Source organism: Roseicitreum antarcticum, from assembly GCF_014681765.1.
GTDB classification, from domain to species: domain Bacteria; phylum Pseudomonadota; class Alphaproteobacteria; order Rhodobacterales; family Rhodobacteraceae; genus Roseicitreum; species Roseicitreum antarcticum.
Genome location: NZ_CP061502.1, coordinates 287,579 through 300,662, shown reverse-complemented (window position 1 = coordinate 300,662; position 13,084 = coordinate 287,579). Strand labels below are relative to the sequence as shown.

Sequence of the window (13,084 nt, the reverse complement as noted above, 5' to 3'; positions counted from 1 at the left end):
CAATCACCGCCGCGCAAGTGACCCCGCGTCCTTCACCCTTGGGGCTTCAGCCGAAAGCATCGCAGAAACGCTGCGGCAGCGTTGATGTCGCCCGCCACCGCGACCACGCCGTCCGCGATCAGCTCTGACAACGGGATTGTGCCGTACACCGCTGTCGCCTGCGCATTGCCGCTGCCTGAAAGCACGAAGGGCGCATCAGGCCGGGCCACAGCGCGCGTCCGCACCGCGCCATCCGTCAGCCGCATCTCGAACGCCTCATCCCCAAAGTCGAACCCTGCCAGCGCGTCCTGCCCCGCGCCGTCCGCCACCAGCGTAACGCCCATGGAAATCATCAGCGCCGAAGGGCTGATGAAGCGCCTCGGATCATGCCCCGGCATCACCAATGCCCAACGGCACAGCGCCTCCAGCACCGGCAACAGCGCGCGACCCGCATCGGTCAGCGCGTAATGTCCCAGCCGATCATCATGGTCCACCACGCCTGCCTGCACCATCTGCGCCAGCCGTCCGGTCAGCACGCTGGGCGTGATGCCGGGCAGACCCGCGCGGATCATCTGGAAGCGCTTGGGCGCGAACATCAGTTCGCGCACCACCAAAAGCGCCCAGCGGTCACCGATCAGGTTCAGCGCATGCGCCGCCAGGCAACCTTCGTCATACCGGAGCCGGGGGAGCGCGGCGGGATCACTCATGCGTGCGGGACATTCTTTTCATACTTTCAGTTGTTTTTTGCTACTAATGCTGGCACGCTCCTTATGCAAGCAAGACTCAACTGTATCATCCGCCGCAGAAGGCCAGAGCAAAATGGCCGTTATGAAGGAAGAACATCATGGCGTATTTCTCAGGTTCGGTCGGCGCCGTGCCCGCTGCGAAAAAGCAAGAATACATCGAGCACCTGAACGAAGCCTGGCAGTTGTTCCGCACCTATGGTGCCACCCGCATGATCGAGACCTGGGGCGTCGACGTGCCTCGCGGGGAAGTCACCGATTTCTACGCTGCGGTAGATGCGCGAGAAAATGAGGTCATCACCTTTTCCTGGATCGAATGGCCCGACAAGGCGACCTGCGACGCCGCATGGCGGAAAATGCCTGAAGACCCCGCCATACATCAAATGGCCGAAATACCCGGCGATGGCAGCCGCATGATCTTCGGCGGGTTCACCCCGATCTATCGTGTCGGCGCGCCGTGCGGCGCTGGCTATTATCAGGGTTTCCTGCTGGCTGTTACGGAAGAAAACAAGGAAGCCTATATCGCGATGGCCGCCGAGGGGTGGCAAATCTTCCAGAAAGGCGGTGCGTTTGGGATGATCGAAACATGGGGCGAGGACGTGCCACACGGCAAGAAAACCGATTTCTATCGCGCCACGAAGGCCCTTGCGGGCGAGGTCCCCGTTTTCAGTTGGACCGCATGGCCCGACCGTGCCACCTGCGACGCGGCGACCCGCGCGATGGAGGAAGCGATGGCCGATGTTGATATGGCCACCATGCCCTTTGACGCGATGCGCATGATGTGGGCCGGGTTCGCGCCGCTGTTCGATTCTGCCTCCGCCCCCGATTAAGCGGTAGCCATAGAGAGATCCCTTGGCGTTTGGCACAAAGGCGGGGCAGGCAAGCTGCGTGCAGCCTTCCGCCAATGACCCCATGGCTTGCCCGATGCGGAACTGGAAATACTTCGCCCCGTGTGACGGGCCCAGGCAACCGCGTCTATGCACTCATGACGGCGCAATCGTTTCGGGCGGAACACGGAAAGGGCGGCGGCGGCCATTATCAAGCAACAAAGACTAGATCACCCGCAGGCCCATCTGGCCCAGCAGGTCGGCCGCTTGGCGTTTGGAGATCACCGCACCCCGGAAGCGCCGCGCGTCGGTCAGCTTCACACCGCCCAGATCGGCACCACGCAGATCGGCCCCTTCGAAGCGGCAATCGGCCAGGTGGGCGTCGCGCAGCGAACAATCCTCCAACACCGTATCGCGGAAATCGCAACCGCGCAGATCGGCCTCGCTGAAATCCACCGCGCGCAGCGTCATCTTGCGCAATGACAGCTTTGGCAGCAATGCCAGCACCAGCAGCACTTCTTCCAGCGCCAGCCCCATCGCCTGCACGCCGGTCAGATCGGCACCGGTCATCTTGCAGCGCAGGATGCGCGCATCGGGCATTCGGGCACCGCAAAAGATGGTGTTGCTGAAATCGCCGCCGTCGATCGTGGCCTCGGGCAGGGCGGCGCCGGTAAAGCGCGCCTCGGCGGCGCGGCACGCCTTGAAGGTCGCGCCGTCCAGCATCGCGCGATTGAAGGTGGCCCGCCGCAGGTTACACCGCTCGAAGGTCCAGCCCGTCAGGTCAAGGCCGGACAGGTCCAACCCTTCCAGATCGCAATCGGACAGGCACCCGCCCTGCCCCGCGCCCGCCATCCGCGCAATATCGGCGCGGGTGGGCTTCCGGTCGGCCAGAAAGGGGGCGTCAGATGTCATGATCCCGTCTTGGCAGAGCGGTTGCACAGGCACAAGAGGGCCGCGCGCCCATCATGCCGCCGCAGGGGCTTTGCGCAGGTCCGTCAGCACATCGGCCGCGATCTCGAACGACCGGACCCGCGCGGCGTGGTCGTGGATCATGCCGGTCACCATCAGTTCATCAGGCTGAAAGGTGTCGATGATCATGCGCAACTGGCTGCGCACCGTCGTCGCGGACCCTGTCGCCGAACAAGCCAGCGCCTGCCCCACCTGCGCCATGACCGGCGCGGGAACTTCGGCAGTCACATCCTTTACCGGGCGCGGCAGCTTGCCGGGACGGCCCTGCCGCAGCCGCGCGAAAGCCAGGATCTGCGAGGATCGCAGATACGCCGCCTCTGCATCCGTTTGTGCCGCGCAGACCCCGGCGGCAATCATCACATGCGGCCGGTCCAGCCGGGCCGAGGGGCGAAAGGTGCGCCGGTAGGTATCGATCGCGTCTTCCAGCATGGCGGGCGCAAAATGCGACGCGAAGGCATAGGGCAGCCCCAGATAAGCTGCCAACTGCGCGCCATACAGGCTGGACCCCAGGATCCAGACCGGCACCTCGGTGCCCGTGCCGGGGATTGCGCGCACCGGCGTCGCATCGCTGCTGTCCCCGAAATAGCCGATCAACTCCTGCACATCTTGCGGAAAGCTGTCGTCGGGCGCCATATGTCGGCGCAGCGCGCGCGCTGTCGCCATGTCGGTGCCCGGCGCGCGGCCAAGGCCCAGGTCGATCCGCCCGGGAAACAGCGTGGCCAGCGTGCCGAATTGTTCGGCGATCACCAGCGGCGCGTGATTTGGCAACATGATGCCACCCGCCCCAACGCGAATGGTCTTGGTTGCGGCAGCGACATGGCCAATGACCACTGCGGTGGCGGCACTGGCGATACCGGGCATGTTGTGATGCTCGGCCAGCCAGTAGCGGTGATACCCCGCCCGCTCGGCAGCGCGGGCAAGGTCTGCGGTCGCGGCCAGCGCCTCGGCGGCCGTGTTGCCTTCGGGGATGGGCGAAAGATCGAGAAGTGAGAAATTGTGCATGGGAGCCTCCGGGTTTGTCGGCAAGTAAGCACGCGCGCAGGCAGAGTGAAGGGGCAACGCCGGGTGCATGTGGTCCGCCCTGCCCTGGCGCGCAATCAAAGCCGCAGGCTGCGGCAGATCAGGGCGCCGCCCCACGTCAACGTGATGCGCGGCTTTGCACCCGGTCCTAGTCGGTCACCTTCTTCACGAATTGCGACTTCAGTCCGATCTGCCCGACGCCGGGGATCTTGCAGTCGATATCGTGATCGCCATCGACCAACCGGATGCCGCGCACCTTGGTGCCGACCTTGATCACGCCAGAGGACCCTTTCAGCTCCAGGTCCTTGATCACCGTCACCGTATCGCCATCGGCCAGCAGGTTGCCCACCGCGTCGCGCACGCCGTCAGTGTCATCGGATGGCGCATCTGGCGCCCACTCATGCCCGCATTCCGGGCAGACCAACAGCGCGCCCATGGCGTAGCTGTAGGCGGATTGGCATTCGGGACACGGGGGCAAGGTATCGTTCATGGGACGACCCATAGCGCGCCGGGCGCGGCAGCGAAAGGGGCGCCGGACAGGCGCGCGGCTTTTCCGCCCGAGGGTGCGCTGCGCGAAGATGTCGTGGATGGCGGGCATTGACGCCCGGTGCCCTTAACGGGCGGGTTTTTTACGGGCCGGTCTTGCGCGGGAAAAGATAATTACAGGCCGTACCGCGTTGAAAGTCTGCGTTGCCGACGGCATCGCGCGCCAGTGTTTTCCATGGAAAAACGCTTTTATTGTCAGATTGTTAAATCCCGTCCCACAACGCCACACCCGTCCCTTGTCAAATTTCATCGCCGCCCCGCGCGCCTGTCACGCAACCTTCAAATTCAACCGCTAAACCCCACGCAATGAAGAACACGGACACGACACAAATGACGAACCGCAGCCCGGGCGGGGCCGATGTACGCCTTTGCGACATCGCGAAACACTTTGCCAGCGCCACCGCGCTGGAGCGGATCGATGTCACCCTGCCCGCCGGACAATTCTCGGTCCTGCTGGGCCCGTCGGGTTGTGGGAAATCGACGCTACTGCGGCTGATCGCCGGGCTGGACCACCCCACGCGCGGCGAAATCCTGCTGGGCGATACCCGGATCGATCAATTGCCGCCAAAAGCGCGCGACCTGTCGATGGTGTTCCAGTCTTACGCCTTGTTCCCGCATCTGAGCGTGGCCGAGAACATCCTTTTCGGCCTGTCGGTGCGCGGCACGGCAAAGGCCGATCAGGCCGCGCGGCTGGAACGTGTCGCAGCCATGATGGGGCTGGAGGCGCTGCTGGCGCGCAAGCCGGCGGAACTGTCGGGCGGCCAGCAACAGCGCGTCGCGCTGGCCCGCGCCGTGGTGTCCGAGCGCCCTGTGTGCCTGATGGATGAGCCACTGTCGAACCTCGATGCCAAGCTGCGTGCCGAAATGCGTAGCGAGATCAGGGCCTTGCAGCAACGGCTGGGCCTGACCATGGTCTATGTGACCCACGATCAGGTCGAAGCGATGACCATGGCCGACCGCATCGTGGTGATGAATGCGGGCCGGGTCGAACAGGTGGCGACGCCGCGCGCGCTCTATGCCCGGCCCGAGACGATTTTCGTGGCCAGCTTCATCGGCACACCGCCGATGAACCTTGTGCCGCGCGCCGCGCTGGCCGACATCCCCGCGCCCAAAGCGACCGCGACCATCGGGATCCGCCCCGAAGACATCGCGCAGGACGGCGACGGCCACCCCATCCGTGCGCAGGTGCGCGGGGTCGAATATCTGGGCGCCGATCAACTGGTTGCGCTGGATCTGGGCGGCGCGCGGCTGCTGGTGCGCCAGTCCGGCCATGCCCTGCCGCCCGGCGACGCGCTGGCGCTGGTGCTGCCCGCGCAGGCTTTGCATTTCTTCGATGCGGCGGGGCACCGCCTGCCCGCGCGCGCCGATGAATTTCCCCACCCTCAACCGGAGAGACACGATGAAACACACGCTTAAGACCCTTATGGCAACAACCGCATTCGCAGCGATCACCGCACAGGCGGCGGCGGCCACCGAGCTGGAATTCTACTTTCCCGTCGCCGTGGGCGGCGATGCCGCAGCCGTCATCGAAGGCATGACCGACGCCTACATGGCCGCGAACCCCGATGTGACCATCGACGCGATCTATACCGGCAGCTACGCCGACACCACCACCCGCGCCATCACCGCCGCACGCGGGGGCAATGCGCCGCAACTGGCGATCTTGCTGTCCACCGACATGTTTGCCATGATCGACGAGGATCTAGTTCTGCCCTGGGATGACTTCCTGACCGCCGCGGAAATGGAAAGCTGGATCGGCGGCTTTTACCCCGCGTTCATGCGCAACAGCCAGACCGACGGCAAGACCTGGGGCATTCCCTTCCAGCGCTCGACCCCGGTGATCTATTGGAACAAGGAAGCCTTCGCGGCAGCAGGCCTCGACCCCGACACGGCACCCGCGACATGGGACGACATGGTCGCATACGGCACCGCGCTGACGCTGCGCGACGACAGCGGCAGCGTGACGCAATGGGGCGTGCGCATCCCGTCCTCGGGCTTCCCGTCGTGGCTGTTTACCGGGCTGGTCGCGTCAAACGGGCAGGACGGGTTGGCAAACACGGCAGGCACCGAAGTCTATTTCGATACGCCCGAAGTGGTCGGTGCGTTGGAATACCTTGTTTCGCTGGCCGCCGAGCATGAGATCATGGCCCCCGGCATCCTGGATTGGGGCGCAACCCCGCGCGCTTTCCTCGACGGCGAAAGCGCCATCATCTGGACCACCACGGGCAACCTGACCAACATCCGCAGCAACGCCACCTTTGACTTTGGCGTCGGCATGCTGCCCGCCAATGTGCGCCCCGGCGCACCCACGGGCGGTGGTAACTTCTACCTCATGAAGGGCTCGGATGACGAACAGACCCTCGCCGCCATCGACTTTGTGAAATGGGCAACCGCGCCGGAACAGGCCGCCGACTGGTCCATCGCCACCGGCTATGTCGCGCCGCGCGAAGACACATGGGAGACCGAGCGGATGCAAGCCTATGCCGCTGAGGTGCCCGGTGCGCTGGTCGCGCGTGAACAGCTGGCCTATGCGGTGCCAGAGCTTTCGACCTTTGAAGGCCCGCGCATCACCCAGATCATGAACGACAACATCGCCGCCGCCATCGTGGGTGACAAGACGCCCGCGCAGGCCATGGCTGACGCGCAAGACGCCGCCGATGCCGTGCTGAGCATCTACCGCTAAGCCCCCCAACCCCCGCGCGGCGCCCGTATCCCCAGGGCGCCGCGCCACATGCAAAGGCCCGCTACGATGTTTCGACGCGACTGGCTGATTGCGCTGGCCTTTCTGGCGCCCGCGCTGATCTTGCTGTTTGGCTTCACGCATTACCCCGCCATCCAGACCGTGATCGACAGTTTCTGGTCGACCGCGCGTGGGCGGCGGCCTGCGGTATTCGTAGGCTGGGACAATTATGCGCGCATGGTGCAGGACGAAATTTTCCGCCGCGCCATGATCAACAACGCGATCTATGCGGCGATCACCATTCCCGCGTCGGTCGCGCTGGCGCTGGCGATGGCGCTGTTCGTGCAAAGCCGCATCCTGGGCCGGGGCTTCCTGCGGCTGGCCTATTTCACGCCAACGGTGCTGCCGCTGATCGCGGTGGCCAATATCTGGTTGTTCTTCTACCTGCCGGGCTTTGGCCTGTTTGAACAATTGCGCGGCTGGGCCGGCCTGTCGCCGCGCAACTGGATCGGCAGCCCCGATACGGCACTTTACGCAGTGACGGCGGTGACGGTCTGGGCGCAGGCGGGGTTCTTCATGATCTTCTATCTTGCTGCCTTGCAGACCATTCCGCCCAGCCTGCGCGAGGCTGCGGCGATCGAGGGCTGTTCCCCCCTGACCTTCTTTCGCCGCGTGACATGGCCGCTGATCATGCCGACGACGCTGTTCATTTCGGTCAATGCCACGATCAACGCGTTTCGTACCGTGGACCATATCTTCGTGATGACGCAAGGCGGGCCGAACAATGCCTCGATGCTGCTGCTCTATTACATCTACGAACAGGGGTTCCGCTTCTGGGATACGGCCTATGCCTCGGCGTTGACGGTGGTGATGGTGGTCTTGCTGGCGCTGGTGGGCATCGGGCAATTCTTCTGGCTGGATCGTAAGGTACATTACAGATGAGGCCGCCGCGAACCCCTGACCGCATCCTTTTCGTCGCGGGCGCCTGGGCGCTGGCGTTGATCTGGCTGTTGCCGCTGGCCTATGCGGTCTGGACCGCTTTTCACCCCGCAGAATTCGAGACGCGGTTTGCGCTGTTCGCGCCCCTGACGCTGGAGAACTTCGTGCGCGCCTGGAACGCCGCGCCCTTCGCGCGGTATTTCGTCAATACCATCGTACTGGTCACCATGGTGCTGGCCGCGCAACTGATCTTGTGTTCGTTGGCTGCCTTCGCGTTTGCGCGGTTCGAATTCCCGGGCAAGAACCTGCTGTTCGCGCTGGTGCTGGTGCAGCTTATGGTGATGCCCGACATCTTGCTGGTGCGCAACTATGCCACCATGGGCAGCCTGGGGCTGATCGATTCCATCCTGGCCATCGGCCTGCCGTATTTCGCCAGCGGCTTTGCGATTTTCCTGTTGCGCCAGACCTTCAAAACCGTCCCGAGAGAGCTGGATGACGCCGCGCGGGTCGAGGGGTGTTCCTGGCTGGGCCTTTTGTGGCGGGTCTATGTGCCGCTGGCCAAACCCACGATGCTGGCTTTCGGGCTGGTATCGGTCAGTCATCACTGGAACAATTTCCTGTGGCCGCTGATCATCACCTCATCGGTCGAGACCCGGCCGCTGACCGTGGGGCTGTCGATCTTCGCTACCACCGACAGCGGCACCGAATGGTCGATCATCACCGCAGCAACACTGATCACCTCAGCCCCTTTGCTGATCGGCTTCCTGCTGTTTCAACGCCAGTTCGTCCAAAGCTTCATGCGCGCCGGGATAAAATAGGCAGCATCAAGGAACTGGCATCCGATACCCCAACGCAACCGCCCCACCTCAAATGAAAGGCCCCATCATGCCCCTGCCCCTTCTCGGCGCTGCCGTGCAATTGCACCACATGGACATGCTGCGCGACTGGCTGTTCGACCAGAACCGCCCGCTGGAAATTCAGGACTTCGTCTCACCGCAGGTAATCGCGGGCGACACATCGGAACAGATCGGCGCATGGCAAAAGATGTTGGCGGGGCACAAGGGCCCGCGCGGTATCCACGGCCCGTTCTTCGGGCTGGATCTGTCCAATCCTGACGCGGCAATCCGCGCCATTGTTCAACAACGACTCATCAAGGGGATCGAGATTGCCGCCGCGCTGGAGGCCGACGTGATGGTCGTGCATTCACCGTTCAATTTCTGGCATGTGCTGAACTACACCAATTATGACACGCTGCGCGGCGCGCTGATGCAGGCCTGCGCCGATTGCCTGTCTCCGGTGCTGGCGCGCGCGCAGACCGAAGGTGTCACGCTGGCGCTGGAGAATATCGACGATACCAGCACCAAGGACCGCGCCGATCTGGCCGATCTGCTGGATCATCCGCAGTTCCGGCTGTCGGTGGATACCGGGCACGCAGATCTGGCACATGCCAATTACGGTGCCCCGCCGGTGGTGGATTTCCTGACCGATGCGGGCAACCGGCTGGCCCATGTACATCTGCAAGACGTGGATGGCCATGCCGACCGGCACTGGCACCCCGGCGACGGGCGGATCAACTGGCGTCCAGTGATGCGGCAGCTGGCAGCCTGCGCCCCCGCGCCCCGTATGATCCTGGAGGTGCGCCACAACCTGCATTGCCTGCCACAAACCGCTGCAATGCTGGAAGGTTTGGTCGATTAACAAAGCGCTGAAAAGGGTTCTGACCCCTTCGGCGGCGGGGCGCACATCGCCCCGCCAGTGTCTCAAGTTGCGGGCGGATCACCCTGTGCCGCCGGACCTCAGATCACGCCGCCTGCCACCATCGCCCGCGCCAGCGTACGATAGCCCGCAACATTGGCGGCGCGGCGATAATCCACCGCCCCGCTGGGGGTCGGGCAATTCGTCCGCTCGGCTTTCAGCCGCGCATGGATGTCGCACATGATTGCGCAAAGCTGGCGGTCCAGTTCCTCGGGCGACCAGCGCGCGAAACCTGCGTTTTGCTGCATTTCCAGCCCGGACATGGCCACACCCCCGGCATTCGACGCCTTGCCCGGCGCCTGAATGACCCCTGCCCCGGCCAGATGCGCCTCGGCATCCGCTGACAGCGGCATGTTGGCGCCTTCGGCCAGATAGCGGCACCCGCTGTCGACCAGCGCACGGGCATCGGCCAGCCCGACCTCGTTTTGGGTGGCGCAGGGCAGCGCGATATCCGGCCCCTGCCCCCAGGGTCGTTGCCCGGCGAGAAACCGTAGGCCAAGCGCTGCGGGCGGCGTCGCGCTGCCATCACCGGGGGCGTCCAGCACCCAGTCCACCGCCTCGGTGCGCATCCCGTCCTCTGCCACCCAGGTCCCCGCGCGGCCCGACAGGGTGATGACCTTCGCCCCCATTTGCATCGCCTTGCGCGCGGCATGCTGCGCCACATTCCCCCGCCCGGAAATTGCCACGCGCTTGCCCTCGATCCCGTCGGATTGTTCGGCCAGCATGGCCTGCGTGAAATACATCAGGCCATACCCCGTCGCCTGCGCCCGCATCGGGCTACCGCCCAGCGACAGCGGCTTGCCGGTCAGCGCCCCGCCCCAGCGGCGGGCATGTTGCATCCAGGCCCGGGTCAGATAGCCGACTTCACGTGCGCCCACGCCGATGTCGCCGGCGGGCACGTCGCGTTCCGGGCCAATATGCGCGGCCAACTCGGCCATAAAGGCCATGGCGAAACGCTCAACCTCGGCATCCGAACGCCCGCGTGGATCGAAATCCGCGCCGCCCTTGGCCGCGCCCAGCGGCAGACCGGTCAGCGCGTTCTTGAACGCCTGCTCAAAGGCCAGGAATTTCAACACCGAGGGCGTGACGCTGGCGGCCCACCGCAACCCGCCTTTGTAGGGGCCCAGCAGGTTCGTCTGCTGCACGCGCCAGCCTTTGTTGATCTGAACCGCGCCCGCGTCGTCGCGCCAGGTGACCCGGAAGCCTATGATGCGATCCGCCTCGGCAAGCCGCTCCAGCACGCGGGCCTGCGCATATTCGCTGTTGGCCTTCTCGATGGTCAGGACATCTTGCGCCACTTCCTGCACCGCTTGCAGGAATTCGGGTTCATGGGCATGGCGGTCGGCAAACCCGGACATGAACGTATCCACCAGCGTTTCGGTTCGGTCTTTCATAAGCACTCCGGTTTGAATGAGGTCAGACCAGAAGGCTAGGGCTGCGGCGGGCTTTGTCATGGGCAGATTGTGAACACAGTCCCGCGACGGGGCGGCGCCCGCCACTGACCGCCGCACCCGCAATCATTCGGGGGTCATTCAGACGGGGGTCATTCAGACGGGGGGAAAGCCCAGCCCCAGGAGGCGCGCTGCGAAATCGCCAAGTGGCGGTTTTCGCTGAACGCGACAGCGCCCCGCGCTGGCCAGGCGTCTTCGCGGGCGCGCAGTTCATCCCGGGCGCGGCACAGCGCGTCATTGTGGCGCGCGGTTCTGACCATTGGCGGCGACCCGCCCGTGCGGACCGGCAGCGCGACGACGATGGCACCTTCAAGCTGCGACACAAGGGTGCGCAGGTCATCCAGGTTGGCGGCCCGCAGCACCGGCCCGCGCGTCGCGTGCAGCAGGTCCGCGACATCAGCCACAGGGCGCAGCGCGCCTGTTGCATCGCGGCGCATGTCCAGCGCCGTCTGCGGCGCAGCGCGGGAATGGGCAGCGGTTGCGCGACGCGCCACTGAAGCGCTGGCCGTGGTGGCAGACACGCTGTCTGGCACCCGGCGTTCACCGCCCCGAACAACGCGACGCTGCGCGCCCGCATCATATCCGATTGCATCGCAAAGCGCATGGCGTCCCCGGCTGACACGGCTTTTGATCGTGCCGACGGTACAGCCGCAGGCATGCGCCGCCTCCAGTTGCGAGAACCCGTAGGCCCCCATCAAGATCAACGCCCGTCGCTGATCGGAGGGCAGCAGGTCAACGGCTGCCATCAGTTCCTTCAGCGCCATCGCATGATCCTGCCGCGGCTCCTCATAAAGGGCGGCGGCGCGGATGCCGTCCACATCCTGAACCTCGCGCCGAAACTTGCGCAACTCGGAATAAAAGGTGTTGCGCAGGATTGTGAACAACCAGGCGCGCAGGTTGGTCTGGGGTTGGAAGCTGTCGCGCCGCGCCCAGGCTTTCATGAGCGTCGTCTGCACCAGGTCATCGGCGCGGTGCGGGTTCTGGGTAAGCTTCAACGCCCGGCGACGCAGGACCGGCGATTGCTCCGGCAGCAAAACGTGGAATGGATGTCCTTCGGTCATGGGCGCACCTTCTCGCTTTCGGGTTTCGGCTTTCGTGGTTCGCCCCAACGGGACCACCTGCGGGCGGGCGCTGGTTTCATCGCAGCGTCGTACCTGCCGTTCCATCACGGCAGGCGGCGTGGAAGTGCCGGGCCCCACGGCCCGCGCCTCAGGCCGCGGCAGCATTGAGCCGCGCCTCGGCCAGCTTCGACAGGGATTTGTCAGCACCGTATTCCTCATCCAGCGTGGTTTTCAGCAAGGCCGCCGCATCGCTGAGCCCAAGCTGCTGTGCCCAGACAACAAGGGTGCCGTAGCGCGCGATCTCATAATGCTCCACCGCCTGTGCCAGCGAGATCAGCGCGACATCCATCGTCTCGTTATCGTCGATCTCGGCCATCAGCCCCTCGGCCTCTTCGACCAGCCCGACCATGGCATCGCATTTGGCACCACGGGCGGCCTTGCCCAGACTGTCGAACACGTCTTCCAGCCGGGTGACGTGGTCTTCGGTCTGATCGCGGTGCGCCGCAAGCGCCGCCTTCAGCTTCGGATCGGTCGCCTTGCGCTCCATCTTCGGCAGCGCCTTTAGGATCTTGCGCTCGGCGTAAAGCACATCTTTGAGGGTGTGCACGAACAGGTCATGAAGGTTCTCGATGGGCATGGGGGCGGTCCTTTTGCGTGGGATGAAAGCTAAGTCATCCCAGAGGCGGGCTTCGGTATGCTGCACAAGTTGCGCCTTGTTCTGCGTCCAGCTTGCGGGCCCCCGGCTATCGTCGTCTTCGGCGCGCCAGGCCTGCACATATTGTTCGGCATGGGCCTTGCTCTGGCCCCGCCGACGGTCTTGGCGGCGTTCGCGCGTGTCTTCGACCAAATGCGCCGGGCGGCGTCTGGACAAACCGACTGTAAGTTGCGGCCACGCGCCCTTTGCGCGCTTCCCGTTTGAAAATTGAATGACCGCGCGGGCCGGGGCGTAACGGCACCGCGATGTTGTGCCTGCGGGCAAGAGGGAAATCCCCGTGCACATCATCGCGGTACCGGCCGCCCGGTCATTGGCTACTTGCTGCCTAACCAACATCGTGAACCGACATTACGCCCCCTCGGCGCGGTTGCGTAGGGCCGGAATCTACTCATGGGCGAA

12 protein-coding genes and 1 pseudogene are annotated in these 13,084 nt (G+C 64.7%); 6 read left to right on the top strand and 7 right to left on the bottom strand.

All coding sequences use genetic code 11. The features are described from left to right. Positions 1–32: 32 nt before the first annotated feature. Positions 33–686, bottom strand: a complete 654-nt coding sequence (locus tag H9529_RS19915; protein WP_092888566.1) for a winged helix-turn-helix transcriptional regulator — start codon at positions 684–686, stop codon at positions 33–35. A 137-nt stretch (positions 687–823) separates the two neighbouring features. Here H9529_RS19915 and H9529_RS19910 point away from each other — a divergent pair, with 137 nt between their 5' ends. After that, positions 824–1,552 (top strand): DUF1428 domain-containing protein, encoded by a 729-nt coding sequence (locus tag H9529_RS19910; protein ID WP_092888569.1) that lies wholly within the window; start codon positions 824–826, stop codon positions 1,550–1,552. A 222-nt stretch (positions 1,553–1,774) separates the two neighbouring features. Here H9529_RS19910 and H9529_RS19905 read toward each other — a convergent pair whose 3' ends face one another. The 3 genes from H9529_RS19905 to H9529_RS19895 all read right to left on the bottom strand — a co-directional run bounded on the left by H9529_RS19905 (position 1,775) and on the right by H9529_RS19895 (position 4,028). Next, the gene (locus tag H9529_RS19905; protein WP_092888572.1) at positions 1,775–2,461 is read right to left on the bottom strand and encodes a pentapeptide repeat-containing protein; all 687 of its coding nucleotides are present in this window, start codon (positions 2,459–2,461) and stop codon (positions 1,775–1,777) included. A 51-nt stretch (positions 2,462–2,512) separates the two neighbouring features. Next, entirely contained in the window at positions 2,513–3,520 is a 1,008-nt protein-coding gene (locus H9529_RS19900; protein ID WP_092888574.1) for an LLM class flavin-dependent oxidoreductase, read from the bottom strand. Between the two features lie 166 nt (positions 3,521–3,686). Continuing rightward, complete coding sequence (locus tag H9529_RS19895; RefSeq protein ID WP_092889201.1) at positions 3,687–4,028, bottom strand: zinc ribbon domain-containing protein YjdM; 342 nt, start codon at positions 4,026–4,028, stop codon at positions 3,687–3,689. Positions 4,029–4,414: 386 nt separating this feature from the next. Between H9529_RS19895 and H9529_RS19890 the strand changes: the two genes are divergently transcribed. The 5 genes from H9529_RS19890 (at position 4,415) to H9529_RS19870 (ending at position 9,401) form a co-directional block, all read left to right on the top strand. Further along, on the top strand, positions 4,415–5,500 hold the full coding sequence (locus H9529_RS19890) for an ABC transporter ATP-binding protein (RefSeq protein ID WP_092888577.1): 1,086 nt from the start codon (positions 4,415–4,417) through the stop codon (positions 5,498–5,500). After that, complete coding sequence (locus H9529_RS19885) at positions 5,484–6,767, top strand: ABC transporter substrate-binding protein (protein WP_092888580.1); 1,284 nt, start codon at positions 5,484–5,486, stop codon at positions 6,765–6,767. The genes H9529_RS19890 and H9529_RS19885 overlap by 17 nt, the downstream gene beginning before the upstream one ends. A 66-nt stretch (positions 6,768–6,833) precedes the next feature. Continuing rightward, on the top strand, positions 6,834–7,706 hold the full coding sequence (locus H9529_RS19880) for a carbohydrate ABC transporter permease (RefSeq protein ID WP_218132133.1): 873 nt from the start codon (positions 6,834–6,836) through the stop codon (positions 7,704–7,706). After that, a complete protein-coding gene (locus H9529_RS19875; protein WP_092888585.1) occupies positions 7,703–8,521 on the top strand; it encodes a carbohydrate ABC transporter permease in 819 nt (272 codons plus the stop codon). Before H9529_RS19880 ends, H9529_RS19875 begins: the two co-directional genes overlap by 4 nt. 67 nt (positions 8,522–8,588) lie before the next feature. After that, entirely contained in the window at positions 8,589–9,401 is an 813-nt protein-coding gene (locus H9529_RS19870) for a sugar phosphate isomerase/epimerase family protein (protein WP_176847048.1), read from the top strand. A gap of 98 nt (positions 9,402–9,499) precedes the next feature. Here the strand turns inward: H9529_RS19870 and gdhA are convergent, their stop codons facing one another. The 3 genes and pseudogenes from gdhA to H9529_RS19855 all read right to left on the bottom strand — a co-directional run bounded on the left by gdhA (position 9,500) and on the right by H9529_RS19855 (position 12,607). After that, on the bottom strand, positions 9,500–10,852 hold the full coding sequence (gdhA, locus tag H9529_RS19865) for an NADP-specific glutamate dehydrogenase (RefSeq protein WP_092888591.1): 1,353 nt from the start codon (positions 10,850–10,852) through the stop codon (positions 9,500–9,502). Between the two features lie 578 nt (positions 10,853–11,430). Beyond that, a pseudogene (locus tag H9529_RS21420) lies at positions 11,431–12,018 on the bottom strand (sigma-70 family RNA polymerase sigma factor); the annotation flags it as partial. A gap of 100 nt (positions 12,019–12,118) precedes the next feature. Next, complete coding sequence (locus H9529_RS19855; RefSeq protein WP_092889208.1) at positions 12,119–12,607, bottom strand: YciE/YciF ferroxidase family protein; 489 nt, start codon at positions 12,605–12,607, stop codon at positions 12,119–12,121. Positions 12,608–13,084 lie beyond the last annotated feature (477 nt).

Excerpts from the sequence above, each read along its gene's own strand:
- H9529_RS19915 (WP_092888566.1), bottom strand. The coding sequence starts at position 686 with ATGAGTGATCCCGCCGCGCTCCCCCGGCTCCGGTATGACGAAGGTTGC.
- H9529_RS19910 (WP_092888569.1), top strand. The coding sequence starts at position 824 with ATGGCGTATTTCTCAGGTTCGGTCGGCGCCGTGCCCGCTGCGAAAAAG.
- H9529_RS19905 (WP_092888572.1), bottom strand. The coding sequence starts at position 2,461 with ATGACATCTGACGCCCCCTTTCTGGCCGACCGGAAGCCCACCCGCGCC.
- H9529_RS19900 (WP_092888574.1), bottom strand. The coding sequence starts at position 3,520 with ATGCACAATTTCTCACTTCTCGATCTTTCGCCCATCCCCGAAGGCAAC.
- H9529_RS19895 (WP_092889201.1), bottom strand. The coding sequence starts at position 4,028 with ATGAACGATACCTTGCCCCCGTGTCCCGAATGCCAATCCGCCTACAGC.
- H9529_RS19890 (WP_092888577.1), top strand. The coding sequence starts at position 4,415 with ATGACGAACCGCAGCCCGGGCGGGGCCGATGTACGCCTTTGCGACATC.
- H9529_RS19885 (WP_092888580.1), top strand. The coding sequence starts at position 5,484 with ATGAAACACACGCTTAAGACCCTTATGGCAACAACCGCATTCGCAGCG.
- H9529_RS19880 (WP_218132133.1), top strand. The coding sequence starts at position 6,834 with ATGTTTCGACGCGACTGGCTGATTGCGCTGGCCTTTCTGGCGCCCGCG.
- H9529_RS19875 (WP_092888585.1), top strand. The coding sequence starts at position 7,703 with ATGAGGCCGCCGCGAACCCCTGACCGCATCCTTTTCGTCGCGGGCGCC.
- H9529_RS19870 (WP_176847048.1), top strand. The coding sequence starts at position 8,589 with ATGCCCCTGCCCCTTCTCGGCGCTGCCGTGCAATTGCACCACATGGAC.
- gdhA (WP_092888591.1), bottom strand. The coding sequence starts at position 10,852 with ATGAAAGACCGAACCGAAACGCTGGTGGATACGTTCATGTCCGGGTTT.
- H9529_RS19855 (WP_092889208.1), bottom strand. The coding sequence starts at position 12,607 with ATGCCCATCGAGAACCTTCATGACCTGTTCGTGCACACCCTCAAAGAT.